This window comes from Collinsella aerofaciens ATCC 25986 (assembly GCF_964237925.1).
Taxonomy (GTDB): Bacteria; Actinomycetota; Coriobacteriia; order Coriobacteriales; family Coriobacteriaceae; genus Collinsella; species Collinsella aerofaciens_BJ.
Genome location: NZ_CAXSKI010000004.1, coordinates 109,960 through 124,452 on the forward strand (window position 1 = coordinate 109,960; position 14,493 = coordinate 124,452).

Genomic DNA, 14,493 nt, shown 5'->3' on the forward strand with positions numbered 1-14,493 from the left:
GAAAGCTCAAAGTAATGTATCCGTTTCGGTAACAGTACTCATATTTGACATTTTTTGACCACAGGGGTTAGCGAAGGCTAAAAACAGAGTGCGCATTTGCTAAAACCGCCGACTCGATGCGCTTTGCGTCACAGTTTTTGAGTGAGGCAATGCGCATCGAGGTCCTTGCGAGCGATCTGATGAGCGACTGCGCGCTTGTTTCTGTGTTTGCCTCCGCCGGCGCATCGGTTTCGAGCAGTAAACGATCGAGTGGAATCTGTCGTGCGTATTCGCGTCCTCGTTTAGATGCGAGCATGCGTTCGTTGACGGAAAAATAGCAGCCTGCATCGCGCGCGCGGACAAGCTCGTCCGAAGTACCGCTAAACCAGTGGAAGATGATAGCGGGGGAGTCGGAGTTTGGGATGAGTAGTCCATGCGATTCGAGGACGTCCAGTACGGCTCCTGCCGAACGAACGGCGTGAATTGATATCACGCGCCCGGTAAGAGGATGCTGCACGAGCGCATCGCAGAGCCGGTTAAGTGCCTGTATTTGTAGCGGCTCACTTCCAGCAAAGCGCGCGGAAAAGTCGAGTCCGACTTCGCCGATGTAGCGTTCTTGGGCAGCAACTTCGCAAAGCAGATTGACTTCGACAAAACCGCAGTGGCCATCGGCGAGCCACCAGGGGTGAAGCCCAACGCCGGCGATGATGCCTGGTTGGCGACGGGCGCGCTCGTTTGCGGCCGAAAAGTCGCGCGGATTGACGCCGCAGTCAAATAGGCCCAAGCCCAGTGCCGTCGCCTCATCGGCAACGGCGTCCGGGTGAGCCATTAAATCAAGATGGCAGTGTGCATCAATTAACCGGGGCTCCATCTCGGCGCGCTCCGCTAGTCCAGGCGCTGGCCATCAGCGCGCACGCGCTCGGTGCCGCGGCCACTGATCCGGCGGATAACCTCGCCGGCAATCATCTGGCCCATGATGGGCGGAATAAAACTGGCGGTGCCCAACTCGGTGCGCTCGTGGATATTGGAAGGGTCGCGGGGCTGTGTCTTAACCGATTCCTCGCAGCTAAACAGTACATGCAGGCTCTTGATTCCGCGTTTCTTGCATTCTTTGCGCATAATGCGGCTCATGGGGTCACGTACCGTATCGAAAATGTCGGCAAAGCGGAGGCACTCGGGATGGAGCTTGTTGGCCCCGCCCATGGAGCTAACCAAACGAATGCCGTGGTCCTGAGCATATTTGGCAATGGTGAGCTTGGCCGAGATGGTGTCGATGGCGTCGACGACGTAGTCGAGCTTGCCGTCCGTCTGCTCCAAAACGCTCGCGAAGAAATCATCGATGTTGTCGCTCAGCAAGTATTCAGTTCGCTTGATGACGGCAGCGGCGGGATTGATGTCGTGGATCATGGCTTCCATCACATCAACCTTGCGCTTTCCGATGGTGCTGTGAAAGGCGATGGCCTGACGGTTGATATTGCTGGGCGCGATGACGTCCTTATCCAGAATGACGAAATGACCGATGCCGCCGCGGGCGAGTGCCTCGCAGCAGTTGGAGCCCACGCCTCCGCAGCCGAGCACTAGCACCGTAGCATCGGCGAGCTTATCGAGTGCCTCGCGGCCCATGATAATCTCGAGCTTGGTGTCGCGTGTCTCGATGGGAGTTGCGGCTGTGGTTTCGGTCATAGATATCCTCCGATGGGGAAGCGAATCGTGTTTTAGCTATCGTCATTATAGGTAATCGCCCAGAGGTTGCGATGGCGTTTGCTTTGATGTGGTTTGAAGCATTGCGATTAGATAGTTAGACAAACATCTAAATATCGAGTATAGTGTGCACGTCATGAGAGATGATGAGAGGAGGTCTTATGCCGGGAGAGGGTTTTAAGGCGCTTGCCGATCCAACGCGACGGCGCATTTTGGAGTTGCTGCGCGAGGGCAATTGCACGGCGGGGGAGCTTGCCGAGCATTTCGATATCAGTAAGCCGTCGCTGAGCCATCACTTGGCGACGCTCAAAAACGCCGGGTTGGTGACCGACGAGCGCCATGGCCAAAACATCGTATACAGCTTAAACACCACCGTCATACAGGATTTAATTGGCTGGTTTATGGGCTTTACAAACACTGAAGGTGATAAGGATGAATAACGAAAACAAGGGCATTCACCCCACGGGGGTATCGTCGCGCGTGTGGATTGCGCTGGTCGCTCTGTGCGTCGCCAATGTCGTAGCGCACCTCATGGTGATGCCGAGCTTGCCTGCGCAGATTCCCACGCACTGGGGCGCGAACGGCGCCGTCGACGGTTGGGGTCCTAGCTGGATGGCCTCCGCGCTCGGCGTGCTGCCTCTGGCGCTTCTCGCAATGTTCCGCATGGTGCCGCGCATCGACCCCAAAGGTGAGGCATATCGAACCTCGGGCAAGTTCTACCAGGGCTTCGTAATCGCCTTCACCTTGTTCATGTGCGCCATAAGCTGGCTGGGAGAGCTTACGGTCTGGGGCGTGGTGCCGTCGGTCGGTTCGGTTAACGTGCTGATTTCCGGTGTTGTCGGTTTGCTATTCATCGGCGTAGGCAACTACTTGCCGCGTGTGAAGCAGAACTATACGCTCGGTATCAAGACACCTTGGGCGCTTGCCGATCCCGAGAACTGGCGCCGTACTCAGCGTTTTGGCGGCGCCTGCTTTATGGTGCTGGGTATTGGCCTGATTGTGATGGGCGTGGCAGGCAGCGTGCTTTCGAGTGAAGTCGTCGCCGCGGTGATTGCGGTTCTGGCGTTTGGTTCGGTTGGAGCCGTCTGCGTCTACTCGTATCTGTTGTGGCGCAAATCGCAGCGAGCCGCTCGTTAAGGTTGCGGAAAACTAGCGTACGCAGTTCATAGTATGTTCCGGGGGACTTTTCCCAGGTAGTATTAGGGGGTGTGGGCAACCATGCCCCTTTTTCGTTACGTTTCAGAGCTGGTTCCCTCATTTCGTTTCCACTAAAGCGAATCAAGAATAGGGAAACAGCAGGTAGAAAGGATAGAACAGACATATGGCGGAGTTTATCTACCAGATGTATCAGGCTCGCAAGGCCCATGGCGACAAGGTAATCCTTGACGACGTGACCCTGAGCTTCTACCCCGGTGCCAAGATCGGCGTCGTGGGTCCCAACGGCATGGGTAAGTCGACCCTGCTCAAGATTATGGCCGGCATCGAGGAGGTCTCCAACGGCGATGCCAGGCTCACCCCCGGCTACACTGTGGGCATCCTGCAGCAGGAGCCGCCGCTCGACGATGACAAGACCGTCATCGAGAACGTGCGCATGGCGTTTGGCGACATGATTGCCAAGGTCGATCGCTTCAACAAGATCGGCGAGGAGATGTGCGACCCGGATTGCGACATGGACGCCCTCATGGCCGAGATGGGCAAGCTCCAGGACGAGATCGACGCCGCCGACGGCTGGGATATCGATTCCAAGCTCGGCCAGGCCATGGACGCCCTGCAGCTGCCCGATTCCGACATGCCGGTCAACGTGCTTTCCGGCGGCGAGCGCCGTCGCGTGGCCCTGTGCAAGCTGCTGCTCGAGGCTCCCGACCTGCTGCTGCTCGACGAGCCCACGAACCACCTGGACGCCGAGTCGATCCTGTGGCTCGAGCACTTCCTGCACAACTACCAGGGCGCGGTGCTTGCCGTCACGCACGATCGCTACTTCCTGGATAACGTTGCCGAGTGGATCTGCGAGGTCGACCGCGGTCACCTTTATCCCTACAAGGGCAACTACTCCACGTATCTGGAGACCAAGGCCGCCCGTATCGAGGCGCAGGGCAACCGCGACGCCAAGCTCGCCAAGCGCATGGAGGCCGAGCTCGAGTGGGTACGCAGCTCGCCCAAGGCTCGCCAGGCCAAGAACAAGGCCCGTCTGGCTCGCTACGAGGAGATGGAGGCCGAGGCCCGCGCAAGCCAGAAGCTCGACTGGACCGACATCCGCATCCCTGTGGGCCCGCGTCTGGGCAACAAGGTGCTCGAGGCTCATCACCTGCACAAGGAGTTCGATGACCGTGTGCTCATCGATGACCTTTCGTTCACCCTGCCGCGCAACGGCATTGTGGGCGTCATCGGCCCCAACGGTGTCGGTAAGACCACACTGTTCAAGACGATTGTGGGTCTGGAGCCGCTGACTTCGGGCGAGCTCGAGGTGGGCGAGACCGTCAAGATTTCTTACGTCGACCAGAACCGTTCCGGCATCGACCCCGATAAGAACCTGTGGGAGGTCGTCTCGGATGGCCTGGACCACATGATGGTCGGCGAGACCGAGGTCCCCAGCCGCGCGTACGTGGCGAGCTTTGGCTTTAAGGGCCAGGACCAGCAGAAGCGCGCTGGCGTACTCTCCGGTGGCGAGCGCAACCGTCTGAACTTGGCGCTTACGCTCAAGCAGGGCGGCAACCTGCTGCTCCTCGACGAGCCCACGAACGACCTCGACGTCGAGACGCTGTCCTCGCTCGAAGCGGCGCTGCTCGAGTTCCCGGGCTGTTCGGTGGTCATTAGCCACGACCGTATGTTCCTGGACCGCGTCGCCACGCACATTCTGGCGTGGGAGGGCACCGACGAGAATCCGGGCAACTGGTATTGGTTCGAGGGCAACTTCGAGGCCTATCAGGCCAACCGCATCGAGCGCCTTGGCGAGGACGCAGCCCAGCCGCATCGTATTCACCGCAAGCTGACGCGCGACTAGATTGTTACGCGGTTTTCCAAACCGCGTAACTGCTCGACGCTGCAAATGTCCCAGAGCGGCAATCTGACGTTCAATCGTCGCTTGCGTACCAAAGTACGCGGCGCTCCTCTTTCACGTCACCTTGCTCGCTCTGGGACATTTTCGCTGACTTATGCTCAACCTAGAAAAATAAAAACGCGGCGAACGTTTTGTGACGTTCGCCGCGTTTTGCTATTCGTTTGGTTCTTCGACTTTATCGATGGTCCAAGTGGCTCCGAGGCCTCCGGTGGTGTTGCGGCGGATGCGCACGGTGACTTCGTGGCGCTCGCCGGCCTGCGTGTAGCGCAGGGGGAAGCTTGCGCGGTTTCGCGCGGCTTCGATGGTACCGCGCTCGCGGGCGATCCAGTAGTACTCGCCGACGATGCCGAGCGTGTCGGCGCCGTAGGGGAGATAGGTCGACAGCTGGTGTAGCAATGGGCCGGGGCAGAAGACCTCGGTTGCGAAATCGACGGGGAAGTCCTCGGGGATGGCGGGCGCTGCAGGTGCGGGGGTTGGGGCCGCTGCGGGTGCCGGAGCCGGTGCCGGTGCGGGAATTTGGTCGCAAGCAGAGGTGGGCACGGATTCGATGACGGGTGCGGGCTCCGGCGTCGTTTCCGGCTTGATTGTGGAATCTGCGGGCTTCACGGTGACGGGCACGTCTGCAGCTGCAGTTTCAATCTCAACCTGCGTTGCGTTCTCGTTCTCGATGCTCGGCTTTGTCTCGACCGGCGTGGATGCCATGGTGGTGATGCCGGCGTTGGCGTTCTCGGGGTCATAGACGACCGTGAGCGAGATGGCGGGCTGCGGCGTCTCGGGCTCCGGCGCCGACTCGGTAGCGTCTTGATCGGCGGGCTCGTCGGACTGATCGTCCTCAGCCTCGTTGCCAAAGACATCGCTGTTTTGGAACGCAGGCGTCTCGGGTTGGTCAGCAGCTTCTTCGGTTGTCGACTTGGGCGCTTCGTTGAGCTCCGCAGTGGCTTCCTGCTCGGATATGACTTCGGGATCGGTCGTGGCGGCGATTTCGGTTTCGGCTTCTGCCGTTACCTCAATAGCGACTTCGATCTCTGTCTCGGGCTCGGGTTCCGGCGCGGCTTCAACCATGGCTTCGGGCTCGGGACGCTTAACGTGCTTGGGGCGCACGGCTTTGAGGTCCTTCTCACCGCGTTTCTTCTTTTTGTAGGACTGCTTGGCGCCCTTGGCAGCCTTGGGCTTGTCCTCGCCCTTGGCAAGGGCGGTATCCCAGGCCTCGTTGGCGATGACGGTGGCATACAGGCGGCCGCCCTTAAAGACGGTCAGCTTAATGCAGTCGTTGAGCTCCTCGAGCAGCTCGCGCGTGGACTCGAAGCCCAGGTCATAAGCGGTCATGTCGCCAGCGGCGAGCGCCTCCTCGACCTGCGTCATAAACGTTTGCTTGCCGCATCCAATCGCATCGCGCAGCAGGCGATACAGATAGATGTGGTTGCCCAGCGAAAGCGTGGGCCTAACTATTGTCTTGCTCATGGCAAATCTCCTCTTTACACATGTAAAGCATCTTACCATCGCATGGCGTTCGCCATGGCGGCGCCCAAGGCAAACGGGCGCGAACCGCTTTCGATTCGCGCCCGTTGTACAGGTCGGTTATCTATGAGAGGCAAACGTGCTTAGTTGCCCGATGCCGTGCCTTGGCTCGAGTTGTCAGATGCCGTGCCGGAAGCGGTTCCGCTCGAGCTGTTGGTGTTGTTACTGTCTGCCGTGCCCGTTCCCGACGTGGTGTCGCTCATCTGGCCTCCCGTGTTCGGCTGTGAACCGTCAGTCGTTTGGCTTGAGTCGGTCGTGCCGGACGGCGTGCCACTGTTGGCCGTAGAGGAATCGGTGCCCTGCGATTGGTTTTGGGTGTTCGAGGACGAATTGGCAGAGGTAGGACTGTCTTGCGTGTCGTCCGTCTGTGCCTGCTGATCCTGCGGCTGAGTGTTGCCATTTGCATCGCTCTCGGTCGTGCGCGACGACAGGATTGGCTCGGGACGCTCGCCCAGACCCTCACCGGCAGTGGTGATAAGGATGGCGCCGGCGCAGGCGATGACCGCGACGATGGCGATGGCGATCGAGAAGACGATGACCTTCTTTTGTGTCTGGCTGCGCTCTGCCGCCGCCTTGGCGCGCAGACTGTTGGGGGCGACGCGCGCCGTGGTCGCGCGTCCCGCAACCTGGCGCATCTCCTGCGTGGTCGCGGCGCCACCTAGGTGCTCCTCGACATCGGGCTCAACGGGCTCGTAGGCGCCGGCAGGGTAGTCGACAGCGGCATGCGTGCCCTTGATTGCTTCGGCGCTGGCAGAGATAAAGTGGCGATAGACCTGCGAGGACACAACAGTGATGACTGAGCTCACAGCGGCACCAATCACCGAGCCGGCAATGCCGATCTTTGAAGCAAGCGCCACGCTCGTGGCGGCAGCTGCGGCGCCGGCGATGATCTGGGGAATGGAAATGTCGTCGAACAGGCCCTTTTTGGGCGCGATGGCCATGGTCTGTCCAATGGAATGGTTTTCGTGTACGCCGTTGTTGAGCGATGCCGGCGTCATGACGCGCGTGCGCGGCGCGTCGGTGTACTTGGTTGTCATACGGGGTCCTCCCGGTGTAAATCTGCTTCGTTTCGTGTAGCCATCAGGGTACCCACCAGATGTGAATCGTACGTGACATTTAACAGATACCATCAACTCATCAATTGCTCACCAAGTTGGTGGGATGCGGTTCCACCCGGCGGTTGAACTACAATAGGACTTGCTAATTGTTGTGAATGGCGTCTACGCACGGGAGCATTCTTATGAATCTTCACCTTTCTCAGTCTGATGGCTTTTTGCGTGTGGCGGCGGCGTCGCCGCAGATTCGCGTGGCCGATGTCGAGGGCAATGCCGAGGTTGCGCTGGCGGCTGTTCGCGATGCTGCCGGGCGTGGCGTTCGCGCGTTGGTGTTGCCCGAGCTTAATCTGACTGGCTATACCGCGGCCGATCTGTTCCATAATCGCACACTGCTGCATACCTGCGAGGCTGCTCTGGTGCATATCCTCGATGAAACCCGTGAGCTGCCGATCGTCTTTACCATCGGTCTTCCCGTTGCGGTTGCCGAGAATATCTACAACTGTGCCGCCGTGTGCTGCGCGGGCGAGCTTTTGGGCCTCACGGCCAAGAAGTATCTGCCCAACTATGGCGAGTTCTATGAGCGTCGCTGGTTTGCTCCGTCGCCTGCGGATCCCGTGTGGGTTGAATTTGCCGGTCAGGGTCCGGTTCCGCTGGGTTCGGGGCTTGTCTACCGCTGCTGTGATGAGGGTGCCGAGGATATGGTGCTGGGCGTTGAAGTCTGCGAGGACCTGTGGGTGCCGGCGCCCCCTTCGACCGAGATGGCGCTTGCCGGTGCGACGGTGATTCTCAACCCGTCGGCCTCGGACGAGATTATCGGTAAGGCAGATTACCGCCGCAGCCTTATCTCCAATCAGAGCGCGCGCCTGTACTGCGCCTATGCCTACGCGGACGCGAGCGAGGGCGAGTCCACGACCGACATGGTCTTTGCGGGTGAGAACCTCGTCTACGAAAACGGCTCCAAGCTCGCCGCGACCAAACTGCTTACCTGCGATATGGCCATCGCCGACGTTGACCTTGACCGCCTGGTTGCCGAGCGCCGTCGCTCGACGACGTGGACGCGCACCGACAATGCGCCGGAATCCGCGACCGTTGAGTTTTCGTTTGAGGGCGTACTGGCCGAAGAACCTGTCCTGCGCGATGCGCTCGACATCGACCGAGTCTTCCCCCGCGCTCCCTTTGTGCCGGCCGACCACGGTGATCTGGCTGAGCGTTGCGAGACTATCCTCGACCTGCAGACCGCCGGCCTCAAGACCCGCCTTGCCCATACGGGCACCAAGGCGGCCGTCATCGGCCTTTCGGGCGGCCTCGATTCCACGCTGGCGCTCCTCGTGACCGTGCGTGCGTTCGACGCCTTGGGCCTGCCGCGCACCGGTATCACGGCCGTGTCCATGCCCGGCTTTGGCACGACGCACCGCACCAAGTCCAATGCCGAGTCGCTCGCTCGCGACCTAGGCGTGAGCTTTCGCGAGGTCTCGATCCATGCTGCCGTGGAGCAGCACTTTAAGGATATCGAGCATGATCCGACCGTGCAGGACGTGACCTACGAGAACAGCCAGGCGCGCGAGCGTACGCAGATTCTGATGGATTTGGCCAACCAGGCTGGCGGTTTTGTCATTGGCACGGGCGACCTGTCGGAGCTGGCGCTCGGCTGGGCTACCTATAACGGCGACCACATGAGCATGTACGCCGTCAACGCGAGCGTGCCCAAGACGCTTGTGCGCCATCTGGTACGCTATGCCGCCGATGTCTTTGGCGGGCGCATTGCCGAGGTCTTGCTCGATATCCTCGATACGCCGGTGTCCCCCGAGCTTCTGCCGCCCACGGGCGACGGCGAGATTGCGCAGAAGACCGAGGATTTGGTGGGCCCGTACGAGTTGCACGACTACTTCCTCTGCTACCTGCTGCGTTTTGGCTTTGAGCCGGGCAAGATCTACCGCATGGCTCTCAAGAGCTTCGAGGGCGTCTACGACGCCAAGACCGTCCACACGTGGCTACGTACGTTCTACCGTCGCTTCTTTGCCCAGCAGTTTAAGCGCAGCTGTCTGCCCGATGGTCCCAAGGTGGGCTCGGTGACGCTCAGCCCGCGCGGCGATTGGCGTATGCCGAGTGACGCTAGCTCGCGTCTGTGGCTTGCGCAGATCGACGCGCTCAATCCAGTTGACTAAGGTTGGCTAAATTGAACCAATACGGGGGTTGTAAGCGTTACACTTTTGCAATCTGATGGCCCGTATCGCGCGGCGCTCTTGTCGGAGCGCCGCGTTTTTTATATCGAAAGGTGGCACCATGCAGGCATCGCAGCGTCTCGACCGCTTTGGCGCGGAGGTCTTCGCCTCGCTCAACAACAAGCTTCTCGCGCTGAAGGCTCAGGGCAAGACCATTTACAACATGAGCGTGGGCACGCCCGACTTTAAGCCGTACGACCACGTGGTCGAGGCGCTCACGCAGGCGGCCCAAGATCCCGAGATGTGGAAGTATGCCCTGCGCGATCTGCCCGAGCTTAAGCAGGCCGTGTGCGATTACTACGAGCGCCGCTTTGGCGTTTCGGGCATTACGCCGTCTATGGTGCAGTCGTGCAACGGCACGCAGGAGGGCGTGGGCCATTTGGGCCTGGCCCTGCTCGATCCGGGTGACACCATTCTGGTTCCCGATCCGTGCTATCCGGTCTTTGAGGCGGGCGCCAAGATCGCCGACGCCAAGCTCGAGTACTATCCACTGGTCGCCGAGCACAATTACCTGCCCTATGTGGCGGGCATCGACCCCGAGGTCGCCGATCGTGCCAAGTATATGATCGTGTCGCTGCCTGCGAACCCGGTCGGCTCGGTGGGCACGCCCGAGGTCTACGAGGAGATTATCGCTTTCGCCCGCGAGCACGACCTGCTGATCGTTCACGACAACGCATACTCGGACATCGTGTTCGACGGCGAGCCGGGCGGCAGCTTCTTGCAGTATCCCGGCGCGCTCGAGGTGGGCGTTGAGTTTTTCTCGCTTTCCAAGTCGTTTAACGTCACCGGTGCCCGCATCGGCTTTTTGGTCGGCCGAGAGGACGTGGTCTCTGCCTTTGCCAAGCTGCGCAGCCAGATTGACTTTGGTATGTTCTTCCCGATCCAGAAGGCCGCCATCGCGTGCCTTAATGGCCCGCGCGATGAGGTCGAGGCGCAGCGTCTGAAGTACCAGGAGCGCCGCGATGCCCTGTGCGACGGTCTTGAGGGTCTGGGCTGGGAGCGACCCAACGCGCATGGCTCTATGTTTGTGTGGGCCAAGCTTCCCGGTGGTCGCACCGATTCCATGGCGTTTTGCGAGGAGCTCATGGAGAAGGCCGGCGTTGTGGTGACGCCGGGTGCGAGCTTTGGTCCTTCGGGCGAGGGGCACGTGCGCATGGCGCTGGTTCTGCCGCCTGATCAGATCGCTTTGGCTGTCGAGGCCATTCGCGAAGCGGGCCTGTATTAGAAGGCTATTTCGACTCGTCAATAGCTCGAAACCGATTTCGTGCAGTTATTTTACGAATCCTGCAAACAATTTCGGTAAACGGTCGATTTTTGGCTGCGAATAGGAGCATAATCAGAGTCCCGATTGGATGTATTGGGATTACGACAAGCCGCTCGGGTCGTTCCCGGGCGGCTTGTTTGTGGAGAGAGATGGGAGTTTCTAATGGTTAACGAGAAGAAGGTCGCTATTGTCGGCTGCGGTTTCGTCGGTTCGTCTTCGGCGTTCGCACTGATGCAGAGCGGTCTGTTCTCCGAAATGGTCCTCATCGACGTGGACAAGAACCGCGCCGAGGGTGAGGCCCTGGATATCGCGCACGGCATGACGTTTGCCGAGCCGATGAAGATCTACGCCGGCGATTATTCCGATGTCGCCGACGCCGCCATGATCGTCGTCACCGCTGGCGCTGCCCAGAAGCCCGGTGAGACCCGCCTGGACCTGGTCAACAAGAACGTCAGCATCTTTAAGTCCATTATTCCCGAGATTAAGAAGTCCGGCTTCGACGGCATTCTGCTCATCGTCTCCAACCCGGTCGATGTTCTGACCTACGCCGCCATCAAGATGTCCGGCCTGCCCGAGGGCCACGTCATCGGTTCCGGCACCGTGCTCGACACTGGCCGCCTGCAGCAGATGCTTGGTGCCCACGTCGAGGTTGACCCGCGCGATGTCCAGGCCTATGTCATGGGCGAGCACGGCGACTCCGAGTTTGTCGCTTGGTCCAGCGCTCAGGTTGCCGGCGTTCCGCTGAACACCTTCTGTGAGCTTCACGGCCACCTGGAGCATGAGGCTGCCGAGAAGCGCATTGCCGAGGACGTCAAGAACTCCGCCTACACCATCATCGAGAAGAAGCACGCCACCTACTATGGCGTCGCCATGGCCGTCAAGCGCATCTGCACCGCCGTTATGCGCGATGAGCAGACCGTTCTGCCTGTCTCCTCGCTCATGGTGGGCGAGTATGGCCTGTCCGATCTTGCCATCTCCATGCCGACCGTCGTTGGCCGCGACGGCGTTGTCTGCCGCGTCCCCGTGCCGCTGAACGAAGACGAGCAGCATGAGCTCACCGTCTCCGCCAAGGCCCTCAAGGACATCATCGACAGCGTCGATTTTTCCTGCTAAATCAAGCTCGCTAGAGCGAAAAGCTACAATGAAGGCGTCCGGGTCCACACGGCCCGGGCGCCTTTTTGGTGCAAAGTAACCTGACCCCAATGCACCATCCCAATGCACCATAGTTGATGGGAGGGCCATGTCGGATTCGCCTAATTTTTTGACCTATGCCCAGACGGCGTTTGATCCGTTTGAGGAGCGGCCGTTCTGCGCGGTGGATAGCCTGGTCTTTGCGTGGTTGTCCTATTTGCGTTTGCCAGGTGATATGGCGGAGCTGACGAACTGGCAGGGCCTAGACGTACGCGAGCTGCTGCGTGCCGAGTGCTACCGGGACATGATTGACGACTTGTGGGACCCGGAGGGGAGCAGGGCCTTGTTGGAGGCCGTGGCAGCAAGTCCTCGCTACCGTGGCGTGCACGTTTGCGGCTATCGTGCCGTGAGCGATGTAGTGGCGACGGAGCAGTTTGCAGCCATGGCGTTTCGGTTTCCGGCAGGGTTTAGCTATCTTTCCTTCCGGGGGACCGACAGCACGATTGTGGGCTGGAAAGAGGACTTTAACATGGCGTTCCGGTGTCCTGTGCCGGCCCAGGAATCCGCGGCACGTTATGTGGACGAGGCGGCGGATGCGATTGACGGGCCGCTTTTGTGCGGAGGTCATTCCAAGGGTGGAAACCTTGCGGTGTACGGTGCGGCGATGTGCTCCGATGTCGCCCGTGAGCGAATCGAACGGGCGTATTCCCATGATGGCCCGGGCTTCGTCGAGGAGTTTCTGAACGGCGACGCCTTTGCCGATCTTTCCGGTCGAATCGACAAGACGCTACCTCGGTCGTCGATCTTTGGCATGATGTTCGAGGCACAGGAGGACTATGCCATCGTTGAGAGCACCGAGTTCAGCCTGCTGCAGCACAATCCCTTTAGCTGGGTGGTTGATGGTCGCGACTTCGTGTACTGTGAGCGCCTGTCCGCCGGTGCTCGATATGTTGATGGCTCCATTCGCGAGATGCTGCTTGCAGTGTCGCCTGGCGAGCGCGAGCGTTTTGTAGATGCGTTGTTCTCCGTGTTTGAGGCAACGGGTGCTGAGCGGTTTGCGGATATCGCTGGGAATCTGCGCGAGAGCCTGCCCGTGATGCTCCAGGCTGCGCAAGGCTTTGACAAGGATACACGACGCTTTGTCTCGCAGACCATCGTGGCAATCCTTAAATGCGCACTGCTGCCCAAACGCCCTCAGATCGACATGCCCGCTGCCGGCAAGAGTTTGGCAGAACAGCTCGAGGCTTGGCAGTCTGAGCTCCTGCGCTAGCCATTGGCGCAAAGCAACCTGTCCCCGATGCACCAATCTTCGATGCGCCTGGGGCGGGCTCGACCGCTATACTGGTTCGTGCCGAAATCGATCTAGAACGGAATGCCGTATATGAAAATCAACCACGCGATTCTGCATATCCTGGACTTTGACTCTGCCGTCAACGTCATGAGCCAGCGCGAGCTCGATATCGAGAGCCGTACCGTGCGCAACTTCGTGACCACACATCTGCGCCGCGCACGCACCTCGGCCGACAATAAACGCGCTACGTTTGCCGAGAACTCTGCGTTTGGCGGCGAGCTCAAGGGCTATTTCTTTGGCGAGCGCGAGTTCGTGGACCTGTCGCAGCAGATTGCGGAGTTTATCTCCTCCGAGCTCACCAAGGCCGAGAAAGCCGAGTCCACCGACGTGCTCGTGGCCGATTTTGACGACGATGAGGATGCCCGCTGGTTTGCCGTGATGCTGCTGGGCTCCAAGCAGGCTTTTATGCACGAAGTGGGCCGCGAGGAGGGGGAGGTGCGCAACGACATCGCGCGCCACTACGCCATTCTGCCGAACCCCTCGCAAAAGGTGCCGAGCTATGCCATCGTGCGTGCGAGCACCATGGAGATCGGCTACGTGGACAAGAAGCGCAAGATTGCCGGCGAGGACCGTATGCTTATCCCCGATGGCTTGCTGCAGTGCGACACGGGCGTATCGGGCAAGGAGGTCATCGACACCGTGACGCGTGTGGTCGAGGAAGTCGCCGAGGAGCACGGTGCCAACACGGCCGTAGCGCTCGCCAAGGTTAAGGCTGCGGTTGCCGAGAAGGTTGAGGATGACGAGGAGCTGCCGCCTTGGGATATCGTCGACGAGGTCTTTGAGGACGAACCGGTTATCAAGGAGAGCGTGCGCGCGGCACTGACCGAGGAGAAGGTGCCTGAGCGTGTGCCCGTGGAGCGCAAGCAGGTCGAACGCGCGGCGGTGCGCAATCATAAGATCCGTACCGACACGGGTATCGAGATCAGCTTCCCGGCCGAGATGGGTTCGAACTCTGAGTACATCGAGTTTGTCAACGAGCCCAACGGCCTCATCTCCATCGAGCTCAAAAACATCGGCAGCATCGAGAACCGATAAACTGCGCTTGGACGCTGCGGAAAACAAAGGCCGAAACCCCTCGGGACTTCGGCCTTTTTTGTTTTCGGCTTGGTTGCCGACATTGCGCCGCAGGTTGAGCATGCGTCAGCGAAAACGCCCCTAAGCGAGCAAGGTGACGTGGAAGAGGAGGGCATTGACCTTCTGGTCATGCCCGACGA

The 14,493-nt window shown here is 60.0% G+C and carries 12 protein-coding genes; 8 read left to right on the forward strand and 4 right to left on the reverse strand.

Annotated elements, in window-relative coordinates; genetic code table 11:
* Nucleotides 1-67: 67 nt before the first annotated feature.
* Together ACESWY_RS03145 and ACESWY_RS03150 are read right to left on the reverse strand one after the other, a co-directional pair.
* Nucleotides 68-850, reverse strand: a complete 783-nt coding sequence (locus tag ACESWY_RS03145) for a TatD family hydrolase (RefSeq protein ID WP_373093589.1) — start codon at nucleotides 848-850, stop codon at nucleotides 68-70.
* 14 nt (nucleotides 851-864) lie between these two features.
* Nucleotides 865-1,662, reverse strand: a complete 798-nt coding sequence (locus tag ACESWY_RS03150) for a tRNA threonylcarbamoyladenosine dehydratase (protein WP_373093591.1) — start codon at nucleotides 1,660-1,662, stop codon at nucleotides 865-867.
* Nucleotides 1,663-1,841: 179 nt separating this feature from the next.
* Between ACESWY_RS03150 and ACESWY_RS03155 the strand changes: the two genes are divergently transcribed.
* The 3 genes from ACESWY_RS03155 (at nucleotide 1,842) to ettA (ending at nucleotide 4,681) form a co-directional block, all read left to right on the forward strand.
* Entirely contained in the window at nucleotides 1,842-2,120 is a 279-nt protein-coding gene (locus ACESWY_RS03155) for an autorepressor SdpR family transcription factor (RefSeq protein WP_195361222.1), read from the forward strand.
* On the forward strand, nucleotides 2,113-2,817 hold the full coding sequence (locus ACESWY_RS03160; protein WP_373093593.1) for an SdpI family protein: 705 nt from the start codon (nucleotides 2,113-2,115) through the stop codon (nucleotides 2,815-2,817). Before ACESWY_RS03155 ends, ACESWY_RS03160 begins: the two co-directional genes overlap by 8 nt.
* Nucleotides 2,818-3,001: 184 nt before the next feature.
* Entirely contained in the window at nucleotides 3,002-4,681 is a 1,680-nt protein-coding gene (gene ettA / locus ACESWY_RS03165) for an energy-dependent translational throttle protein EttA (RefSeq protein WP_368131380.1), read from the forward strand.
* A gap of 210 nt (nucleotides 4,682-4,891) precedes the next feature.
* Here the strand turns inward: ettA and ACESWY_RS03170 are convergent, their stop codons facing one another.
* Together ACESWY_RS03170 and ACESWY_RS03175 are read right to left on the reverse strand one after the other, a co-directional pair.
* Complete coding sequence (locus ACESWY_RS03170; RefSeq protein WP_373093594.1) at nucleotides 4,892-6,199, reverse strand: hypothetical protein; 1,308 nt, start codon at nucleotides 6,197-6,199, stop codon at nucleotides 4,892-4,894.
* 140 nt (nucleotides 6,200-6,339) lie between these two features.
* Entirely contained in the window at nucleotides 6,340-7,293 is a 954-nt protein-coding gene (locus ACESWY_RS03175; RefSeq protein WP_373093596.1) for a hypothetical protein, read from the reverse strand.
* 203 nt (nucleotides 7,294-7,496) lie between these two features.
* Between ACESWY_RS03175 and ACESWY_RS03180 the strand changes: the two genes are divergently transcribed.
* The 5 genes from ACESWY_RS03180 (at nucleotide 7,497) to ACESWY_RS03200 (ending at nucleotide 14,314) form a co-directional block, all read left to right on the forward strand.
* On the forward strand, nucleotides 7,497-9,476 hold the full coding sequence (locus tag ACESWY_RS03180) for an NAD(+) synthase (protein WP_373093598.1): 1,980 nt from the start codon (nucleotides 7,497-7,499) through the stop codon (nucleotides 9,474-9,476).
* A gap of 118 nt (nucleotides 9,477-9,594) precedes the next feature.
* The gene (locus ACESWY_RS03185) at nucleotides 9,595-10,758 is read left to right on the forward strand and encodes a pyridoxal phosphate-dependent aminotransferase (protein WP_117745888.1); all 1,164 of its coding nucleotides are present in this window, start codon (nucleotides 9,595-9,597) and stop codon (nucleotides 10,756-10,758) included.
* Between the two features lie 201 nt (nucleotides 10,759-10,959).
* Nucleotides 10,960-11,910 carry an L-lactate dehydrogenase gene (locus ACESWY_RS03190; protein WP_349128607.1) on the forward strand — a complete coding sequence of 317 codons (951 nt, stop codon included), beginning with the start codon at nucleotides 10,960-10,962 and terminating at the stop codon, nucleotides 11,908-11,910.
* A gap of 127 nt (nucleotides 11,911-12,037) precedes the next feature.
* Nucleotides 12,038-13,198: an Mbeg1-like protein gene (locus tag ACESWY_RS03195; protein WP_373093601.1), complete on the forward strand. Its 1,161-nt coding sequence runs from the start codon at nucleotides 12,038-12,040 to the stop codon at nucleotides 13,196-13,198.
* 111 nt (nucleotides 13,199-13,309) lie between these two features.
* On the forward strand, nucleotides 13,310-14,314 hold the full coding sequence (locus ACESWY_RS03200) for a nucleoid-associated protein (RefSeq protein WP_022094136.1): 1,005 nt from the start codon (nucleotides 13,310-13,312) through the stop codon (nucleotides 14,312-14,314).
* Nucleotides 14,315-14,493: the final 179 nt, after the last annotated feature.

Excerpts from the sequence above, each read along its gene's own strand:
- ACESWY_RS03145 (WP_373093589.1), bottom strand. The coding sequence starts at position 850 with ATGGAGCCCCGGTTAATTGATGCACACTGCCATCTTGATTTAATGGCT.
- ACESWY_RS03150 (WP_373093591.1), bottom strand. The coding sequence starts at position 1,662 with ATGACCGAAACCACAGCCGCAACTCCCATCGAGACACGCGACACCAAG.
- ACESWY_RS03155 (WP_195361222.1), top strand. The coding sequence starts at position 1,842 with ATGCCGGGAGAGGGTTTTAAGGCGCTTGCCGATCCAACGCGACGGCGC.
- ACESWY_RS03160 (WP_373093593.1), top strand. The coding sequence starts at position 2,113 with ATGAATAACGAAAACAAGGGCATTCACCCCACGGGGGTATCGTCGCGC.
- ettA (WP_368131380.1), top strand. The coding sequence starts at position 3,002 with ATGGCGGAGTTTATCTACCAGATGTATCAGGCTCGCAAGGCCCATGGC.
- ACESWY_RS03170 (WP_373093594.1), bottom strand. The coding sequence starts at position 6,199 with ATGAGCAAGACAATAGTTAGGCCCACGCTTTCGCTGGGCAACCACATC.
- ACESWY_RS03175 (WP_373093596.1), bottom strand. The coding sequence starts at position 7,293 with ATGACAACCAAGTACACCGACGCGCCGCGCACGCGCGTCATGACGCCG.
- ACESWY_RS03180 (WP_373093598.1), top strand. The coding sequence starts at position 7,497 with ATGAATCTTCACCTTTCTCAGTCTGATGGCTTTTTGCGTGTGGCGGCG.
- ACESWY_RS03185 (WP_117745888.1), top strand. The coding sequence starts at position 9,595 with ATGCAGGCATCGCAGCGTCTCGACCGCTTTGGCGCGGAGGTCTTCGCC.
- ACESWY_RS03190 (WP_349128607.1), top strand. The coding sequence starts at position 10,960 with ATGGTTAACGAGAAGAAGGTCGCTATTGTCGGCTGCGGTTTCGTCGGT.
- ACESWY_RS03195 (WP_373093601.1), top strand. The coding sequence starts at position 12,038 with ATGTCGGATTCGCCTAATTTTTTGACCTATGCCCAGACGGCGTTTGAT.
- ACESWY_RS03200 (WP_022094136.1), top strand. The coding sequence starts at position 13,310 with ATGAAAATCAACCACGCGATTCTGCATATCCTGGACTTTGACTCTGCC.